Here is a 13,942-nt window from a genome sequence, read left to right as displayed (position 1 = left end):
GATGAAGCGGTGAAAGGCCGTCAGGATCCCGTAAACGACGGCGGCTCGGGGTCGGTGGTGCATTCGAGTCGATAGCCGTAGTTATAGGTCGGCACCAGTCGAAAACCGCGGTCCGGCCGCAGCTTGAGCTTGCCGCGCACCCGGCTGACATGGGTGTCCACTGTGCGGGTAGCGACCGATGGGTTGCGACCCCAGACCGCCTCGAGCAGATGGCCACGCGACAGCAGACGGCCAACGTTGCGGAACAGGAAGACCGCAAGATCGAATTCCTTGTCCGTCAGCGCGATTTCCTCACCGTCGTCATGCACCCGCTTATGCACCAGATCGAAACGATAAGGTCCGGCCTCCAGGGCGTCGCTCGCGGGCGCAGGTCGCGTGCGCCGCAAGACTGCATCGATTCGGGCGATCAGCTCGGCACGTCGCACCGGCTTGACGATGTAGTCGTCTGCACCGGCGGTAAGCTGGGCGACGATGTCCTCCTCTGCGTCCCGGGCGGTCACGAACACCACCGGTGTCGCGTCATTCCGGTCGGTGCGAAGCCAGTGGAGCACTTCCGGGCCGCTGACGTCCGGCAGATTGCTGTCGAGCACGAAAAGGTCGAAGCTCTCGCGGGCCGCGGTTCGCATGAAGTCGCGCCCGCTCGCGAACACGTGTACGTCGTGCCCCGCCGCCTCGAGCCAGCTTCGCACGGCCTCGCGGGTGTCCGTGTCATCCTCGAGGCATCCCAGTCTCACGCGCCATGCCTCCCGAGTGCAAAGTCGCCAACGAAGGGGTTGCCGCGCCGTTCTTCACCAAACGTGGATACCGGTCCGTGACCAGGGACGAATGAGACGTCGTCGCCGAGCGGAAACAGCTTGTCGCGAATCGATGAAATCAGCGTGGCATGATCGCCGCGCGGAAAATCCGTGCGTCCGATCGAACCCGCAAACAATACATCACCGACGAAGGCGATCTTGCTTTCGGCCTGGTAGAACACGACATGACCCGGCGTGTGGCCCGGCGCATGAATGACCTGCAGCGTGGCCTTGCCGACGCTGACTGTGTCGCCATCGACCAGCCAGCGATCCGGAGTGAAGGTTTGCGCACCGGCAACGCCGAACATCCGGCTCTGTTCCTCCATGCCATCAATCCAGAAGCGGTCGTCCATGTGCGGCCCATCGATCGGCACGCCGAGCTTCTCCGCCAGCCGGGCCGTGCCACCGGCGTGATCGAGATGGCCGTGAGTGATCAGAATTCTCTCGACGCTGACGCCAAGCTCCGCAATCAGGGCGGTGATCCGGTCAATGTCGCCGCCCGGGTCCACCACGGCGGCCTTGCGTGTTTCGGAGCACCAGATCACGCTGCAATTCTGCTGGAAGGGCGTGACGGGAACGATGCGGTAGTCGATCATCGGCGTGCGTATCTTGCGCTTGTAAAAAGCGTAGTCTAACCCAGCGATGCGCAGGCATCACCGCGTCCCAGATCACGGTCCGCCGCCGGGATGCCCATCAGATTGAGAAGTCATCAAGACCTTCCTGTCCGGCACCGTAAACACCTCCTGCAGGGCCAGGAGCTCATCCCGATGGAGCTTCGCTAGCTTCGTGACGAGTTCATTGCCTTTTGGTGTCAGACGCACCTGAACGGTACGACGGTCATCCAGTCCCGGCGATCTTGTGACCATGCCGAGGCTCTCGCAGCGCTTGATCAGCGAAATGACGCCGTGGTGATGAGCCTGAAGGCGTTCCGCCAATTCGACGATCGTCGCCCAGGAGCGGCCTGGAAAACCCTTGATCTGAAGCATCAGAAGATATTGCAGCTAGGTAACGCCGTGCTGACGGGTGAGCAATTCGGAAAAGCGCTCGAAGCGCCTTAGTTGATAACGGAAGTTTGCCAAGGTGCGAATCTTGTCGATACCCAGCGCGCCGTCTTCCATTTCATCCTCCCAGAGACATGCGATCGAAGTCTCCCACTGGCACCACCTCCCAAACAACGGGACAAATGATACCGGCAGGAATCATGACGGGAATCGTCCTTGCATTCCCGAAGATCGCGCTTAATATCAAAATGTGATGTAACGCACGCTCGGCCATCCAGAGGAGGATGCGCGATGGACCTCATCCAGTACCCGCGAATGCTGTGGTCGTCCCATGCGGGTTGGGACAAGCTCGCCAACGCCGATCTGGCACCCAGTCAATTGATATACCGGCTGGTGTTGCCGATGGCATTACTCCCGCCACTGATGATTATCTATGCGTCCACCCACATTGGCCCGGCTTACTTTCCCACGGTATCCGCCCCGGTATGGTGGCTGGTGGCGCTGCAGTTCCTCGCATTGCAGTTGCTGGTCGTGCCGCTCATGGCCTGGGCCATCCGGAGCCTGGCCACCTCACATGGCGGGAGCGGTACCTATCGCGATGCCTTCAAGGTCGCCGCAGTTGCACCGGTTCCGCTGTGGCTTTCGTCGCTCATTCTTCTTCAGAACGAAATCTGGCTGGTGATCGGGGTCCCGCTACTGGCTCTCGGCGCTTCCGCCGCGTTGATCATGCGTGGTGTGGAGGGGCTGCTGAAGGTCGGGGACGATCTGGACGCCGCCAATCTCGCTATCACCGTCATCGCACTTGGCGTGCTCGTCTGGTTCATCTTGGTCGGTTTTACGCTCATGCCGTTCATGATCGCGCGTTGAACAAAGCTCGGAGCGCGGCGCCCGGAGTCGGCGCGACGGTGCCAGGCATCGTCGCGGGCGCTCACGGAGGCGTGAGGCCGGAGCGGATTCGTGAGCCTTCTTTTCAGAGAAGTTGGTCGAAAGCGTCACGCCGCAACGGTCCAAGCTTCCGTCCAAACCCTAATCTACCAACGCGACGGATTTGATCAGGGCAAAAACTGACTGGCCCGGCTGCAAACAGAGGCGAGTGACCGAACGAACCGTCAGCTCGGCGAGCAGGAGCTGCCCGTCAGCCAAACGGCATGAGACAAGCGCATGTCCCGAGCGGAGGGTATCCGTACGTTCTATACGCACCAGAAGGTGATTCTGCATGCTGACTCGCGCAGGGTCATCCAGGGCAAGGCTCACATCCCGCGCCAGAACCCGGACTCGCGTGGTCACGCCAACCGCAACCGAGGACGTCGCACCAAGCCAGAGACGTGCTTCAGGTGGTCCGAAAGCGAACAGACCATCCTCGGCAAGCTCGGCAACCTCGCCTTCAAGCACCGACGCTGCGCCTTCGTCGTCGAAAAGTGGCGAATCCGGTCGCGCCATGGCCTCGCGCAGGCTTTCGATGCGTTCGATGCGACCCTCGCGCATGAAGGCGACACGGTCGGCAAGCCGCTCGACCTCTGCCGGCGAGTGGGTGATCATGACCATGGGGACCCCGGCTTCGTCCGCGAGTCGCGACAGAAAGGGCATGATCTCGCGCTTGGTCTGGGTATCCAGCGCCGACAGCGGCTCGTCGAGCAAGAGCAGCTTCGGACTGGTCAGCAAGGCCCGCCCAAGCGAGACCCGCTGGCGTTGGCCGCCCGAGAGCCGATCCACCGGCCTGTCCAGCAATTCTGCTATGCCGAGCATGTCGGCAACCTCGGGCAGATGAAGGCGACGTTCCGCTTCGGGCGTGCGGCGGTAGCCGTAGAGCATGTTACCCCGCACGCTCATGTGGGGCAGCAGGCTGGGTTCCTGGAACACCAGGCCAATACGCCGGCGATGCAGCGGCACGAAAGCGGCATCCCGCTGCCACACCTCGTCACCGAAGCGCACCTCGGCACCGGCCACGCGTTCGAGGCCGGCAATGATGCGCAACAAGGTGGTCTTGCCGCAGCCGGACCGTCCGAACAGGGCGGTGACCCCCTCCATCGGCAGCGTACAGTCGACGTCGAGGGTGAAGCCCTCGCGCGCCAGGCGAGACCTGATGCGAAGCGTCACGGCTGGACGACACCGAAACGACGGTTGATCGAATACACCACGAACAGGACAACGAAGGAAAACACCAGCAGGATGGCAGACAATCGGTGCGCGGCAGCATGGTTCATCGCCTCGGTGTGGTCGTAGATGAGCACCGACAAAACCTTGGTTTCGCCCGGAATGCTGCCCCCGATCATGAGGATCACACCGAACTCACCGAGGGTGTGCGCGAATATCAGCGTTGCCGCGACGACGAAGCCCCCACGAGTGAGCGGCAGCACCACGGTGAAGAAGCGGTCAACCAGCCCGGCGCCGAGCGCGCTGGCCACCTCGAGGGGCCGGCGTCCCAGATTATTGAAGGCCTGCTGGAGAGGTTGAACCGCGAAGGGCATGGAGGAGATGACCGAGGCGAAAAGAATGCCCCAGAAACTGAAGGCAAGATGGGTCAGCCCCATGCGCTCAAGGGCACCGCCGATGGCCCCTTGCGGACCCAGCATGATGAGCAGGTAAAAGCCCAGCACCGTGGGCGGCAGCACGAGCGGCAAGGCGACCACCGCCTGTATCGCGGTACGCAGCGCCGAGCGGCCACTGGCCAGCCACCAGGCCAGCGGCGTGGCGATCACCAGCAGGATTGCGGTGGTGTACAGGCACAACCTGAGCGTGAGCTCGATGGCCTGCCAGTCCTGTGGGCTCAGTTCGAACATCTTTCCCGCATCGACGGTTCAACCCGATTCACTCGCCACCGCACCGTCCGGTAGCACGAAGCCGTATCGTCGCATGATCTCACGAGCGGTTTCGGTGTGCATGAAATCGGCGAACGCCCACGCCGCCGGGTTGTCCGCCGCCCGGCGGGTGATGACGAAACCCTGGGTCAGCGGTTGGTGCAGGGCGTCGTCAATCAGCAGGTGGGGACGCACCGCCAGATCCGGGAAAACCGCCAGCGACAGCGCAATGATGCCGACATCCGCTGCGCCGGACTGCGCCATCTGCGCTGCATGAGCGATGTTTTCGCCGAACACCAGCTTGCCCTGGACCGCTTCCCATACCCCCGCCGCCTGCAATGCTTCTCGGGCACGCTGGCCGTATGGCGCATGCGCCGGCTGCGCAATCGCAACGCGGCGGATGTCGGGTCGAACCAGGTCCTGCAAACTCAATCCGGACGCATCCAGCCTGCGACTCCACAGCACGATGCGGCCGATCGCATAGACCTCCGGCTCGCTGGCGGTGAAACCGGCCTCGGCAAGCCGCTCGGGAAACGCGATGTCGGCCGAGAAGAACACGTCGAAGGGCGCGCCGTTGAGGATCTGCGTGGTCATCTTGCCCGACGAACCGTAGATCAAGGTGACATCATGATCCGGATGCCCCTCGCGGTAGGCGGCTACGATTTCGTCGAGCGCATAGCGCAGATCCGAGGCCGCGGCGATCGTGAAGCGGCCGGCGAATGCCGGCAAGGCCAGGGTCAGGGCAATCAGGCCGGCCAGGAAGAGTCTCGTCATCATGTTCGACTCCGGGATCAGAGGAACAGGTAGCTGCAGATCGCTACTGCCGCGATCACCGCGACCACGTCAGCGGTCAGCGCCGCCGCCAGCGTGTGGCGGATGCGGCGGATCTGCACCGCCCCAAAATAGACCGCGAGCACGTAAAAGGTGGTTTCGGTCGAACCCTGCAGCGTCGTGACGAGATAGCCGACGTAGCTGTCCGGGCCGATGGTCGGGTCGTTGATGATCGAGGCCATCACGCCGTAGGCGCCGGAACCGGACAACGGGCGCAGCAAGGCCATCGGCAGCGCCTCGGCCGGCAGGCCGAGCGGGCCGGTGATGCCGCCCAGCACGGTTACCATCACGTCCATCGCGCCACTGGCGCGGAACATGCCGACCGCCACCAGGATCGCCACCAGGTAGGGAATGATGCGCAGCGCGACCTGGAAACCGTCCTTGGCGCCTTCGACGAAGACCTCGTAGATGCGCACCTGGCGGGCGACGCCGAACAGCAGGAAGCCCATCATCAGGCCGGGCACGATCCACGGCGAGATCACCCGCCCCCACAGAATAGTGGCCGGGATCATCGCCACGATGCCGCCAAGCGCAAGAACAGACACCCAAAGCGGATACGCACCGGGGTCTTCCACCGCCTCGCGCGAGGGGTCGTCCTGCACCCATGGGCGATCCATTTTCTCAGCCTCTGGGTCCGGCGGCGGCAGCGCGGAAAAACGCTTGTAGACGAAAGCCGCGGTAATCGCGGCGATCGTCGCGCACACCGTGGCGAACAGCGTCGTCGGCAGGATGCCCGCCGGATCGGCCGAACCGGCCGCTGCGCGGATCGCGATCACGCCGGTGGGCAGCAGCGTGATGCTCGAGGTGTTGATCGCGAGAAACAGCGCCATCGAGTTGGTCGCGGTACCGGGGCGGGTGTTGAGCTTGTCCAGCTCCTGCATCGCACGGATGCCGAAGGGCGTGGCGGCGTTGCCGAGGCCGAGCGCGTTGGCCGAGAAGTTGAGGATCATCGCCCCCATCGCCGGGTGGTTGGGCGGCACTTCGGGAAACAGGCGCACCATCAGCGGCCGGATCAGGCGCGCGATGATGACCAGCAGACCGCCGGCCTCGGCGACCTTCATCAGGCCGAGGAACAGCGTCATCACGCCGACCAGCCCGAGCGCCAGCTCCACCGCCCCGCCGGCCGACGAGATCATGCCGGCGGACAAGGCCTCCATTGGCGACTGCACGCCTTCGACCGGCACATGACGCAGCTCGCGCCACGCGGCGGCGAGAAAGGCGATGCTGACGATGCCGAAGAAGATCCAGTTCATGCGGGCTCGGGACGCGGACAAGTCGATGCCGCGAGATTCTCGCACACTGTCCGGCCGGTGACCCGTAACAAACTATGGGTGCGCGGTCGTCTCGCACAGCCGGCCCGACTCCAGCCGGAGGACGTGCTCGAAGGCGCGCGCGGTTTCCGGCCTGTGGGTCACCCAGACGAGGGTTCGTCCGGCAAGCCGGCGCCGTACCGCCCGGACCAGAGCAGCCTCGGCCGCGGCGTCCAGCCCCTCAGCCGGTTCGTCGAGCAGCGTCACCGGCGCCTCGCGCAGCAATACCCTCGCCAGCGCAAGCCGGCGCTGCTGGCCACCGGACAGACTGCCCCCACCTTCGTCCACCCAGGTCGCCAGCCCCTCCGGCCATTGCGACACGGTGTCGGCAAGCCCGACGCAGCGCAGCACCGACCACATCGTCTCGTCTTCGGCGTCTGGCGCGGCCACGCGCAGGTTGTCGGCGAGGGTACCGGAGAAAACCCAGGCATCCTGGGCAAGCAGCGCGACGCTGGCGCGCAGCGTGGTTTCGTCGAGTTCGGCCAGCGGTCGTGCGCCGAGAAGAATCCTGCCGCTGCGCGGATCCTCGAGGCGGGCGATCAGCGACAGCAGCGTTGACTTGCCACCGCCGCTCGGCCCAAGCAAGGCCACATGGCGACCGGCCGGGAGCGCCGCATCCAGACCGACGAACAAGTCAGGCTGGTCACCATGACCGTGGCTGAGATTCTCCAGTCGCAGATCGAAGCCGCCCGGCATCGGACCCTGTGCGACGAACCCGGTCGCCGGACTTTGGCTCACGAGTGCGCGCAAGCGGGCGGCCGCCGCCGCAGTGCCCGGCAGTTCGAGGCTGGCCGCGGACAGTGGCAGCAGTGCCTCGGCGGTGCCGAGCAACAATAGCGGCAAGGCCGCGAGCCACGGAGCCGGCAGAGCGCCGGCGGCGAACACGCCTGCCGCCAGTACCAGCACCGCCCACACCGCAAGCCCGACGAGGGCACCGGTCATCGCCCTCAAGACGGCGGCACGGCGCTGCTGCACGCGCTGCGCGGCCAGCAGTTCGCGATGCGCAGCCAGCGTCACCTCCCGCTGATGGCGCCACGCAGCGTCATGCAAGGAGAAATCGTCCGCGCCATCGTGGCAATCCAGAAGGCGCCGACGCAGGCGACTACGCGCTTCGACCGCACGGCGGGCACTATCACCACCAAGCCCCCAAGCCAGCCAGGGCAGGACGAGTAACGAGACCATCATCAACGCGACCACCGGCAGACTCAGCACCGGCGACCACCATGCCATAGACACTGCAAGCATCGACAACACCGTCCAGGCCGCGAGATAGGGCACGCCAAAACGCAAATAGAGGTTGTCCAGCGCATCGATGTCGCGCGTGAGATGGTTGAGCAGATCCGCACCGTGGTAACGCCCGAGCTGGCGCGGCGACAGTTCGGCGACACCGCGGTAAAGCCAGCTGCGCAGCCGTGCGAGCAGGCGCAGCGTGGCCTCGTGCGTGAGGACCCGCTCCCCCCAACGGCCGGCGGTGCGTGCGATCGCGAGAAACCGCACACCGGCTGCCGGCGGGAAGAAATTGAAGGCCAGCGCGGTGGCCGGCGTCAGGCCGGCGATCGCCGCGGCGGCGAGAAAGCCACCGGACAGGCCGAGCAGTGCGAGCCCAGCCACCAACGTCGCGCAGGCGACAGCGAAGCCCGCAAGCATCCAGGGCCGCTCGCTGCCGAACAGCGAGCGCAGCCGCAGGAGTTCGCGCGGACCAGCGACGGGAGACAGGCCGCGTTCAGACATGGCTCAGCTCCAGTCGGGTCGCGAGGCCGGCCTCGCCGGCGGGGCGGTCGAACCGGACAATGCGGTCGGCCAGCTTGAGCGGCGATGACCGGTGAGTCAGCAACACCACCGTGCGCCCCGCCCGCAAGGTGGCGAGACGCGACACCACCAGGGCCTCGGTTTCCGTGTCCAGGCTCGCGGTCGGCTCGTCGAGCAACAGCAGCGAGGCCGGTCGCAGGCTCAGCCGTGCCAGTGCGAGGCGGCGCAGCTGGCCGCCGGACATGAGCTGGCCGCCCTCACCGAGACGGCTCGCGAGACCGTGCGGCAACCCGAAGTACCAGTCCGCCAGCCCGGCGAGGCACAGGGCTTCGATCAATTCATCGTCGCTTGCATCGCGCCGAGCGACCCTGAGGTTATCAGCCAGACTCGCCGCCATCAGCCTCGGATGCTGACTCATCCAGCCGATCCGCTCGCGCCAGACGACCGGGTCGAGTGCGGCGAGCGGCGTGCCGTTAATCAGGATACGGCCGTGGTCGGGTAACAGTTGCGCGAGCAGCAGACGCAGCAGCGTTGTCTTGCCGCTGCCGCTCGCACCGGTCAGCGCCACCGACTCGCCAGCGGCGATATCGAGCGAGAAACCATCGAAAACCGGCACGTCCTCGCGGTGGGCGAAGCCGAGCCCTTCGATACGGATGGCTGGACCCCCGTCGCGCGGGGGCAGAACGCCAGCGCTCACTGCAGAAGGTTCAGCTTCGGCGTCGTCCAGCCACTCCGACAGCGACCGTGCCGCTGCCAGTGCCTCGGCACGGGCATGGTAATGAGTGCCGAGTTCGCGCAAGGGCAGGTAGAATTCGGGAGCGAGCAGCAGGATGAACAGCGCCACGAACAGCGTCGGCAATGTGCCGCCGAAGCCGATCTCCAGATAGCCGAGCAATCCGAAACCGAGATACACCGCACTCAGCGCAATCGCCAGCGACGCGAAGAACTCGAGCACCGTACCCGACAGGAACGCGAGGCGGAGCACGCTCATCGTGCGCGCTCGAAATGCGTCCGCGCTGCGTTCGACGACCACCGCCTGCCGCCGGTGGGCATCCATCAGGCGGAGCGTGGTCAGACCGCGCAGGGTTTCGAGAAACTGTCCACTCATGCGCGCCAGCGCTTCGAACTGATGCTGCTGACGGGTACGTGCACCATGCCCCACGATGGCCATGAACAAGGGGATCAGGGGTGCGGTCGCGAGCAGGATGAGCCCGGCGACCCAGTTGAGCGGTATCACCACGACGACGATCGCCAGCGGCACCAGTGCCGCAAGCCAGCGTTGCGGCAGGTAGCGGGCGAAATACCCGTCCAGCGCATCGACCTCTTCGAGCAGGCGGCTGACTACCGCCCCACCGGCCTGCCGCGCCTGCCAGGCCGGGCCCCGCGCGTGTAGCCGGTCGAGCAGACGTGCGCGCAGATCGTCGCGCACTCCGTGAGAGATGCGCATCCCCGCCTCTTCGCGCAGGAAGACCATCGCAGCCCGCGTCAGAACGCTCAGCGGCACTGCCAGAAGCGCAATCCGCATGTCCTTCAGCGCCATGCCCCCGACCGCGAGACCATGAATCAGCCACGCCAGCGCGGCGGAAAAGGCGATGGTCGCCAGAGCCTGCATGAACCCTGCGAGCACCGCCAGACGCAACCACCCGTGTTGCGGGCGGGCCAGGGTCCCGAGCCAGCGCAAGGCGTCGGCATCGAGGGCGGTGTCGGACTGGGCGGTGGATTTTCGATCATCGGATTCCATGACCGGAAGGATCGCGAAAACCGTGCCAGAACGCCGGACATCGCGCGCACGCCGATTGGCGCGCCATTCCGGACCGATCAATACTGCCGGGCGTGCCGAATAACTGCCATATGGGACAGATCACTGTCATCTGGCAAACCAATGGCAGCGGTCAGACGCCTGGGCCTGATGTGCGAGAGGGTGCCGATGGCTGACCAGCACTGAGCTTGCGGCAAATCGACTCCGGTTGGCCTGTCACTTGCGTGGGATTCAGGCCCGGACGTGCCTGTCCGCTCAAACCACAGGAGAGCCAACTCATGAAGAAAACCCTCATCGCCCTCGGACTCGCGCTCGGCATCGGTGCCGCCCACGCCCAGGCTCCGCAGCCGGTCACGGTCATCCTCAACTCCGGCAGCACCATGACCCAGGGCATCGCGCTGGTTCTTGCCAACCAGATGCAGGAACAGGGCGCCCAGGTACACGTGCTGCTATGCGATCAGGCCGGCGACATCGCCCTGCGGGACGCCGGGGGCGAAGCCTTGAAGCCAAACGACGTGACCCCGGCGCAACTGCTCGGCGCGGTGATCGGCAAAGGCGCTACCGCAGCGGTCTGCGCGCTCTACCTGCCCAACACAGGCCACAGTGCCGAGGCGCTGCGCGACGGCGTGACCCCGGCCCGCCCGGATGCCATGGGCGCGGCGATTCTTGAAGCGGAGCGCAAGGTGCTGGTGTTCTGACTCCGCTTTACGCCAGGCGCTGACGGTTTCCGTCACCGCCTGGCCGTGTGCCTGGGGCCGGCAGGCTACAATGAGCATCCCGGTCCGATCCTTTCCACGGCATGAGCTTCGCTCCGACGTTCCCGTTTGCCGGCCGCCTGATCCGCACGCTGGCGATCTGTCTGACCGTCCTCACGGCGTGTTCGAACGCGTGGTCGCTGGAAGCGTCCACCGTGCGCATCGGCGTGCTCGCGTATCTGGGTGACGAAGCCGCCGAGATGGAATGGGGGCCGATGGCCGCGCATCTGCGCGCCACGCTGCCCGACCACACGATCGAAATCCTCACGCTCGATCACGCCGGCATGCGCGAGCTCGCGCGACGTGGCGAGATCGACTTCCTGATCACCAACCCCGGCCATTACGTGGAGCTCGAGGCAGAACTCGGCGCAAGCCGGATCCTGACACTGGAATCCGGCATCGGTCCGAGCCCGGCCGCGAGTGTCGGCTCCGCGGTAGTGGTTCGCGCCGGACGCGACGAGCTGAGGACGCTCGCCGACCTGCGGGGGCTGCGCGTTGCGGTGGTCAGCCCGGAGGCCTTCGGCGGGTTTCAGCTGATCTGGCGGGAACTGCACGCGCTCGGGCTGGACCCTCGACGCGATTTTCGCGAACTTCGATCAGTCGGCTTCCCGATGGACCGGGTGCTGGAGGCGGTCGCCAACGGTTCGGTGGATGCCGGATTCGTGCGTGCCTGCCTTCTCGAGTCACGCCCGGAGTACGCCGACCGTCTGCAAGTGCTAGCGCCCCGCCCCGATCCGGATCTGGGCTGCGCAGTGTCCAGTCGGCTCTATCCCGACTGGCCGATCGCTACGCTGCGTCACACTCCGCCCGCCCTCGCCCGGGCGGTAGCGGTCGCACTGCTGTCGACCCCGGAGACCAGCGCCGCACCGCACTGGGCGGTGCCGGCCGACTACCAGTCGGTGCACGAGATGTTTCGCGAACTGCAGATCGGTCCTTACGCCTATCTTCGCGCACCCACCCTGATGAGCCTCGCCGAGCGCTACTGGCCGGCGCTCGCGGTGCTGGTGACGATGCTCATCGCGTGGGTCCTGTACACAGTGCGGGTCGAACATCTGGTGCATGTGCGAACCAGCGAGCTGCGCGAGGCCCTGGCTGCGCGGGATGCCATTGAGACGCGCATGCGCGCCAACCAGGAGCAGGCCGAACACATGGGACGCCTTTCGGTGCTCGGTGAGCTCTCCGGCACGCTCGCACACGAACTCAACCAGCCACTGGCGGCGATCGGCAACTACGCGCAGAGCCTGGTGCGCCGCGCTGACGCCGATCGACTGACCGAGGCCGCCACCCGCGAGGCGGCGACCGAGATCGTCCAGCAGGCCGAACGCGCTGCCGGCATTCTCGCAGGCATCCGCACCTTCGCTCGCAAGCGCGTCGGCGAGCGCACGCCCCGCCGACCGGGCGAAGTGGTCGCCGAAACGGTAGCGCTTTTCCGCGGCATGCTGGCACAGGCGCCCGAGGTCGAGGTGCACGACCGCCTGCCGCCGTCGCTCGCGATCGAGCTCGACGCGCTGCAGATCCAGCAGGTCATCCTCAACCTGCTCAAGAATGGCTACGACGCAAGTCAGGATCTGCCACCCGAGCGTCGTCGACTCGATGTCACGCTGCACACCGACGACGACGGAGTAGGCATTTCCGTGCGGGACCACGGCCCGGGTCTGGATCCCGCCGTCGGCGCGCGTTTGTTCGAACCCTTTCTGACCACCAAGCCGGACGGCCTCGGACTCGGTCTGTCGATCTGCAAGCGTATCGCCGAAGCGCATGGTGGTCGGTTGCGGGCCACGCCCGCAGCGGACGGACCCGGCATGATCTTCACGCTTATACTGCCTCACCATGAATGACGCCGCCGAGAACCTGATTCACGTCATCGATGACGACACCGCCTTTCGGCGCTCACTGGTCTTTCTTCTCGAGTCGGTCGGTTGGCAGGTGGTGCCGCATGCATCGGCCGAGGACTTTCTGGCCGCCTGTCCCGCTGAGCCCGAAGCGATCGGCTGTCTGGTGCTCGACATCCGCATGCCGACGATGAGCGGCCTGGAACTGCAACAGCAGTTGCACGTCCGTGGCTGGAACGTACCCATCGTTTTCGTGACCGGCCATGGTGACGTCGAGCTCGCGGTGCAGGCCATGAAACGTGGTGCCAGCGACTTCCTGGAAAAACCGTTCAAGGATCAGCTCCTGATCGACGCCGTCGCCAACGCGGTACGCCGACGCAGCGCCGAGCGCGAGGCCGAGTCCCGCCGCGAGGATGCCCGCGCACTGCTCGAACGCCTGTCGCCGCGCGAGCGCGAAGTCGCCCGCCTGGTCGCGCTCGGCCTGCCGAACAAACTGGTCGCTCGCCAGCTCGACATCAGCGAGAAGACGGTGCACGTACACCGCCAGCACGTGATGGAGAAAACAGAGCTCGGCAGCGCCGCGGAGCTCGCGCGGCTCATGCTGAAGGCCGATCCGAACGCGCTTGATTGAGGTCCCGACAAAGGGTCGCCTCAAAAGAAAGCCCCGCGCGTGGCGGGGCGAAAAGGCTTCACATGCATTTCTAACGACTGCTCATATGCGCATAAGTTTCGCAGGCAGTCCATTTCGCACCGAGGCGCCAGAGACGGTATCGACCCAGGTCGCGCGGTCACCGCGGGTCGGGTCGGTCAGTCCCACATCATTGAGGTTCACCCCCGCCGCCAGCTCCGGGCGAGAAGGCTGAGTGTTCTGACCGATGCGGTGCGCACGGGCGCCGAGTTCCCGGTGGCCGAATCCGTGCTCCACCGCGATCACGCCCCGCATGACGCCGTGATGAACCACCACCGTGCAACGCGCGCGACCGCCCGGAGTCGCCAGCCATGCGGTGTCGCCCGACACGAGTCCGACCGCCGCGGCATCGTCCGGATGCACGATCACCGGGTTGTGCGGATGCAGTTGCGTGATCGGCGTGGCGATGCTGTAGGGGTTCTGCA

Annotated in this window: 14 protein-coding genes; 4 read left to right on the top strand and 10 right to left on the bottom strand. The window is 65.7% G+C overall.

What is annotated here, in order from left to right; all coding sequences use genetic code 11:
• Positions 1 to 20: 20 nt before the first annotated feature.
• The 3 genes from GPA21_RS06775 to GPA21_RS06765 all read right to left on the bottom strand — a co-directional run bounded on the left by GPA21_RS06775 (position 21) and on the right by GPA21_RS06765 (position 1,780).
• Positions 21 to 734 carry a response regulator gene (locus GPA21_RS06775; protein ID WP_168987456.1) on the bottom strand — a complete coding sequence of 238 codons (714 nt, stop codon included), beginning with the start codon at positions 732 to 734 and terminating at the stop codon, positions 21 to 23.
• A complete protein-coding gene (locus tag GPA21_RS06770) occupies positions 731 to 1,390 on the bottom strand; it encodes an MBL fold metallo-hydrolase (protein ID WP_168987455.1) in 660 nt (219 codons plus the stop codon). The genes GPA21_RS06775 and GPA21_RS06770 overlap by 4 nt, the downstream gene beginning before the upstream one ends.
• 72 nt (positions 1,391 to 1,462) lie before the next feature.
• Positions 1,463 to 1,780 carry a MarR family winged helix-turn-helix transcriptional regulator gene (locus tag GPA21_RS06765; protein WP_246261805.1) on the bottom strand — a complete coding sequence of 106 codons (318 nt, stop codon included), beginning with the start codon at positions 1,778 to 1,780 and terminating at the stop codon, positions 1,463 to 1,465.
• A 306-nt stretch (positions 1,781 to 2,086) separates the two neighbouring features.
• Between GPA21_RS06765 and GPA21_RS06760 the strand changes: the two genes are divergently transcribed.
• On the top strand, positions 2,087 to 2,662 hold the full coding sequence (locus tag GPA21_RS06760) for a YIP1 family protein (protein WP_168987454.1): 576 nt from the start codon (positions 2,087 to 2,089) through the stop codon (positions 2,660 to 2,662).
• Positions 2,663 to 2,821: 159 nt separating this feature from the next.
• On the opposite strand, the gene modC is transcribed toward GPA21_RS06760, so the two are convergent.
• The 6 genes from modC to cydD all read right to left on the bottom strand — a co-directional run bounded on the left by modC (position 2,822) and on the right by cydD (position 10,224).
• A complete protein-coding gene (gene modC / locus GPA21_RS06755; RefSeq protein WP_168987453.1) occupies positions 2,822 to 3,892 on the bottom strand; it encodes a molybdenum ABC transporter ATP-binding protein in 1,071 nt (356 codons plus the stop codon).
• A complete protein-coding gene (gene modB, locus GPA21_RS06750) occupies positions 3,889 to 4,575 on the bottom strand; it encodes a molybdate ABC transporter permease subunit (protein ID WP_168987452.1) in 687 nt (228 codons plus the stop codon). Before modB ends, modC begins: the two co-directional genes overlap by 4 nt.
• Positions 4,576 to 4,593: 18 nt before the next feature.
• On the bottom strand, positions 4,594 to 5,370 hold the full coding sequence (gene modA, locus GPA21_RS06745) for a molybdate ABC transporter substrate-binding protein (protein ID WP_168987451.1): 777 nt from the start codon (positions 5,368 to 5,370) through the stop codon (positions 4,594 to 4,596).
• A gap of 14 nt (positions 5,371 to 5,384) precedes the next feature.
• Positions 5,385 to 6,677, bottom strand: a complete 1,293-nt coding sequence (locus GPA21_RS06740) for a nucleoside recognition domain-containing protein (RefSeq protein WP_168987450.1) — start codon at positions 6,675 to 6,677, stop codon at positions 5,385 to 5,387.
• Between the two features lie 72 nt (positions 6,678 to 6,749).
• Positions 6,750 to 8,465 carry a thiol reductant ABC exporter subunit CydC gene (gene cydC, locus GPA21_RS06735; RefSeq protein ID WP_168987449.1) on the bottom strand — a complete coding sequence of 572 codons (1,716 nt, stop codon included), beginning with the start codon at positions 8,463 to 8,465 and terminating at the stop codon, positions 6,750 to 6,752.
• The gene (cydD, locus tag GPA21_RS06730; protein WP_168987448.1) at positions 8,458 to 10,224 is read right to left on the bottom strand and encodes a thiol reductant ABC exporter subunit CydD; all 1,767 of its coding nucleotides are present in this window, start codon (positions 10,222 to 10,224) and stop codon (positions 8,458 to 8,460) included. The genes cydC and cydD overlap by 8 nt, the downstream gene beginning before the upstream one ends.
• Before the next feature lie 296 nt (positions 10,225 to 10,520).
• Here cydD and GPA21_RS06725 point away from each other — a divergent pair, with 296 nt between their 5' ends.
• The 3 genes from GPA21_RS06725 to GPA21_RS06715 all read left to right on the top strand — a co-directional run bounded on the left by GPA21_RS06725 (position 10,521) and on the right by GPA21_RS06715 (position 13,460).
• Positions 10,521 to 10,940: a DsrE family protein gene (locus GPA21_RS06725; RefSeq protein ID WP_168987447.1), complete on the top strand. Its 420-nt coding sequence runs from the start codon at positions 10,521 to 10,523 to the stop codon at positions 10,938 to 10,940.
• 101 nt (positions 10,941 to 11,041) lie between these two features.
• Complete coding sequence (locus GPA21_RS06720) at positions 11,042 to 12,835, top strand: sensor histidine kinase (RefSeq protein WP_168987446.1); 1,794 nt, start codon at positions 11,042 to 11,044, stop codon at positions 12,833 to 12,835.
• Positions 12,828 to 13,460 (top strand): response regulator transcription factor, encoded by a 633-nt coding sequence (locus tag GPA21_RS06715; protein WP_168987445.1) that lies wholly within the window; start codon positions 12,828 to 12,830, stop codon positions 13,458 to 13,460. Before GPA21_RS06720 ends, GPA21_RS06715 begins: the two co-directional genes overlap by 8 nt.
• Positions 13,461 to 13,541: 81 nt before the next feature.
• On the opposite strand, the gene GPA21_RS06710 is transcribed toward GPA21_RS06715, so the two are convergent.
• Positions 13,542 to 13,942: molybdopterin dinucleotide binding domain-containing protein (locus GPA21_RS06710; RefSeq protein ID WP_281355917.1), on the bottom strand; the 401-nt coding region annotated here is incomplete at its 5' end.

Origin of the sequence: Azoarcus taiwanensis, assembly GCF_012910885.1 — a bacterium.
Lineage (GTDB): Bacteria > Pseudomonadota > Gammaproteobacteria > Burkholderiales > Rhodocyclaceae > Azoarcus_F > Azoarcus_F taiwanensis.
This window is presented reverse-complemented; position numbering and strand designations above follow the sequence as displayed.